The 4,649-nt window shown below is 45.8% G+C and carries 2 protein-coding genes; both read left to right on the plus strand.

Features of this window, described 5'->3' with window-relative positions:
* A partial coding sequence (cobN, locus tag LUQ50_RS00580; protein WP_300034594.1) for a cobaltochelatase subunit CobN occupies positions 1 to 3,594 on the plus strand: 3,594 nt, incomplete at its 5' end.
* The coding region (locus LUQ50_RS00585; RefSeq protein ID WP_300034597.1) for an ABC transporter substrate-binding protein at positions 3,591 to 4,649 on the plus strand (1,059 nt) is incomplete at its 3' end. The genes cobN and LUQ50_RS00585, both read left to right, overlap by 4 nt.

Genomic DNA, 4,649 nt, shown 5'->3' on the forward strand with positions numbered 1-4,649 from the left:
ATCACCCTCCGGCATAATCCTGAACAGTGGAAACATGCTACCGTTGAACCGGAAGTCATCACTACCTGCCTGGCTTATACCATCAATAACGGGGATGAAAATTTTTACAATATGCTCTTGTATATCCGGAAAACTGTTCTGGGCGAAGACCTGGTAGTTACCCCCCCAATAGAGATCCCCTGGGAAGGTATTTATCATCCAGATACATCTGAAGTATTCACCAGAATTGACGAGTACTTGAACTGGTATGAGAAGAAAAATCCAACACCTGCTCCATATGTAGGTATTTTATTTTCGCGGATATACTGGGCTGCGGCAAATACTGCAATCGAAGATCTTCTGATAAAAACCCTGGAGGAGGAAGGACTAAAAGTTATTCCAGTCTTTTCCATGGATTATGGAGGTAGGCGAAATTCCTCAAAAAATACGCTTGAAGTTCTCGAGGAATTCCTCATGTGTGAGGGAAAACCCCGTGTTGATGCGATTATAAAACTGACTTCTTCATTGCTCAGGAACACTGCTGATCCAACAGAAAATGAGGAGTCAAAAATAACCTATGAACATGGAGTAGATCTCTACAAACATCTTGATATCCCTATCTTTCATCCGATCATCTCCTCATATCTGACCGTTGAGGAGTGGCGGGAATCTCCCTCCCTGACCTATGATGCAGCATGGGCAGTAGCCATGCCCGAGTTTGAGGGAGTCATCGAACCGATATACCTGGGTTCCAGCAAATCAATGGATGACGGTGATTATTACCGGGAAGCAGTGCCGGATCGGGCCAGGAAAATTTCACGCAGGGTGAAAAAATGGATTTCACTTGCACAAAAACCGGTATCTGAACGGAAAGTAACCTTTATTTTTCATAATAATCCCTGTACCGGAGTAGAAGCAAGTGTCGGCGGGGCATCACACCTGGACTCCCTGGAAAGTGTTGCACGCATCATGCATACCATGAAGGACCGGGGATATACCATCACTCCTCCTGAAAACGGAGAAACCCTGATTAAGACTATCCTTGAAAAGAAAGCAATTTCAGAATTCAGGTGGACAACGGTTGAAGATATTGCAGTCAAAGGGGGAACCCTCATGGAGATGGATGTTGCATCCTTCATGCCATTCTTTAACAAACTTCCTGAAAAAGTTCAGGCTCGAATCCATAAAACCTGGGGAGATCCTCCCGGCCTCAGCATGATCCTCAATGGCAAGATGTTGATCACCGGCCTGACTTTTGGAAATGCTTCAGTGCACGTGCAGCCAAAACGTGGGTGTTATGGTCCCCGGTGTGACGGTCAGGTCTGTAAACTCCTCCACGATCCCGGATGTCCGCCACCTCACCAGTACCTCGCAACCTATCACTGGATTGAAGAATTCTTTGGAGCAGATGTGATTGTGCATGTGGGGACTCACGGAAACCTTGAATTTCTGCCTGGAAAAGGTCTCGGCCTTTCAGAAGCCTGTTACCCTGATATCTCAATAGGCACCATCCCTCATCTGTACATTTATAATGCAGATAATCCTCCTGAAGGAACCATAGCTAAACGCAGGGGATATGCAACCCTGATTGATCATATGCAGACCGTACTGACGCAGGGCGGATTATATGAAAGATTAGAAGAACTTGACAACCTTCTCGGGCAGTATGAGAACGCAAAAAATGATCCTTCCCGTGCTCATGCTTTGCAGCATCTGATCATGGATGCCCTCGCTGCAGCAAACATGGACAAGGATATCCACCTGAGTCCTGACATGCCATTAGAGCGAGTGGTAAGCGCCTGTCATGATGCTCTCTCGAAAATCCGCAACACCCAGATTCCTTCAGGGATGCATATCCTTGGAAGGCTTCCGGAGGGAGAAAAACGACTGGATTTCATCAATGCAATCATTAGGTTCGACTCAGGAGAGCCTTCACCACGGAGGATAATTGCCCAGGTTATGGGACTGGATCTTTCATATCTACTTGAAAACCAGGATAAATGGTCTGATGAATATTGCATGTCCCATGGTGCCATACTTGAAAACCTTGAGGCAACCACGAAGAATTTTATAGATGCAATAATTAACGGCCCGTTTCTCTCATTTGAAGATCATTTTCACCGGATTATCACCTCTGAACAGTCAGGAGAACTTGACATTATAAAAAACAGGATTCTCGATATTAATCAACGACTCGGTGATTCAAAAGAGATTGAAGCTCTTCTACATGGATTTTCCGGAGGATTTACTCCGCCCGGCCCGTCAGGAGTCATTTCCCGGGGACATGAAGATGTTCTCCCGACAGGAAGGAACTTCTATTCGATGGATCCGTTCAAGGTCCCGACCAAGCCTGCATGGCGAGTGGGCAGACGACTGGCAGATGTGCTGCTTCAGAAGTATATCGATGAAGAAGGAAAATATCCGGAAAATATTGCTTTTTACTGGATGAGCACCGACATTATGTCCTCTGACGGGGAGATGTTCTCCCAGCCTCTCTGGCTTTTAGGGGTAGAGCCGGTCTGGCTGGCGAACGGTCATGTAAAATCCTTTACCATCGTACCTCTGGAAAAACTGGATCGGCCCAGGATTGATATCACCGTGAAGACATCACGGATAACCCTGAATAATTTTGTCAACTGTTCAGATCTACTGGATGAGGCAATTTCTGCAGTGGCAGAACTTGATGAACCGGCAGAGATGAACTTTGTCAGGAAACACACGCTCAAAAGTATGGAAGAGAACGGGGGATCCTGGAGGGATGCAACATACCGGATTTTCTCTGGTCAGCCGGGTGGAGGGCTTGGCGGGATAAACCTTGCTATCTATGCCAGTGCCTGGAAGACAGAAAAGGATCTCATTGACATTTTTGTTGCAAGCAGTGGATATGCATTCGGAAAAGGAGTGCAGGGACAGGTAGCACACGAACAATTTGTATCCTGTCTTTCGTCAGTCTCGATAACGTTCAACAAGGTTCATTCTGATCAGTCAGATCTGCTAGGCTGCTGCTGTTATTTTAACAATCATGGAGGGATCACCGCAGCATCCCGGTATTATTCTGATCATGAGGTCAAACCCTATTATGGAGACACTCGGGAACCAGAGCATATAGAGGTCAGGGACCTCGCTGATGAAATGCGTCGGGTAGTCAGGACAAAACTGCTCAATCCCAAGTGGATTGAGGGCCTCAAAGAACATGGCTACAAGGGTGCCGGTGATATTATGAAAAGGGTGACCCGGGTGTATGGCTGGGAAGCGGCAACCGGGGAGGTTGATGACTGGATCTTTGATGATATCGCAAATACCTTTGTTAACGACGAAGAGATGCGGCAATTTTTTGAGGATAACAACCCTTATGCTCTGGAAGAAATCGCCCGCAGGCTCCTAGAAGCAGAGCAACGTGGACTCTGGGAGGCAGATGAACAGACGCTTGAGGATCTGAAGAATAACTATCTTGAGATCGAATCCTGGCTGGAAGATGAGGTTGGAGAAGGAGATCACCAGGGAGGAAGCGTTGATATCATGACCGCTGATGATATTGAGGGTTGGGGGAGTGCACTCAAGGAGATTATGACCAAGATAGATGCTAAACATCAGCCCCGGTTAGAAAAGCGATGAGTCTTCATAGAAGTACTCATTTCTCTGATAATCTCCGGGCAGTTTCGGAGAATCGAAGACAATTATCGTTAGTTTTCTCTCTGGGAGGTATCTCTCTCATACTTTTATTCCTGCTCTGTTCTGGATGTGTCAGTACCCCGGGACCATTACCACAAAACCAAAGTAAGAGTATCGAAATCACTGATTCTGAAGGAACACCAATATCATTTCCTCATACGGTAAGCAGAATAGTCTGTCTTAATGATGATACAACCGAGATGCTGATTACCCTTGGTGCAGCAGGTTCACTCGTCGGGGTAACCAGTACCGCAAAGAACTCGACGTTAATGAAGGTAAGTCTCAGCAGTGTCCACAATGTCGGTAACTGGATGACTCCGAATGTGGAAACCATCATCTCGTTGAATCCTGATGTGATCATCGGATATTCTACTGCAAAACCTAAAAATCTGGAACTGTTACGATCTGTTGGAGTACCGATAATCTTTCTTGATTGTTACCGGTTGCAAAAATTGCCTGATGACGCGATGGCACTTGGAATCCTGACAGATCATGAGAAGAATGCATCCAGGTATGTTGAATTTTTCACCCGCTACACCACACTCGTGCAAAACCGTATCACCCAGATACATGCAACTCCTCCAAAGGTGTATTTCGAATCATATACCGATTATTCAGTGATGACAACCCGGAGTGCCGGTGGTCAGATACTCGAATTTTTGCATATTCCCAATGTTTATGGGAATTATTCTTCAGACTGGGTAACGGTTAGTCCGGAATGGGTAATCCTGAAAAACCCGGATATTATTCTCAAATTGGCATCAGATTCACAGAAAACTCACAAATCACTCTCTGAATTAGTATCAGGAATAAGTAACCGGACTGGATTTGCTAACCTATCAGCAGTGCGGAATGGAAGAATATTTGCAATGCATGGTGATTTGGGTTCCAGCCCCCGGGATATTTTTGGTCTGCTTTATTGTGCTAAATCAATTTATCCGGAATATTTCACTGATGTTTCCCTGGATGAGGTCATGACCGCGTATTCACAGGAGTTC

Origin of the sequence: Methanospirillum sp., from assembly GCF_028679455.1 — an archaeon.
In the GTDB taxonomy this organism is placed as follows: domain Archaea; phylum Halobacteriota; class Methanomicrobia; order Methanomicrobiales; family Methanospirillaceae; genus Methanospirillum.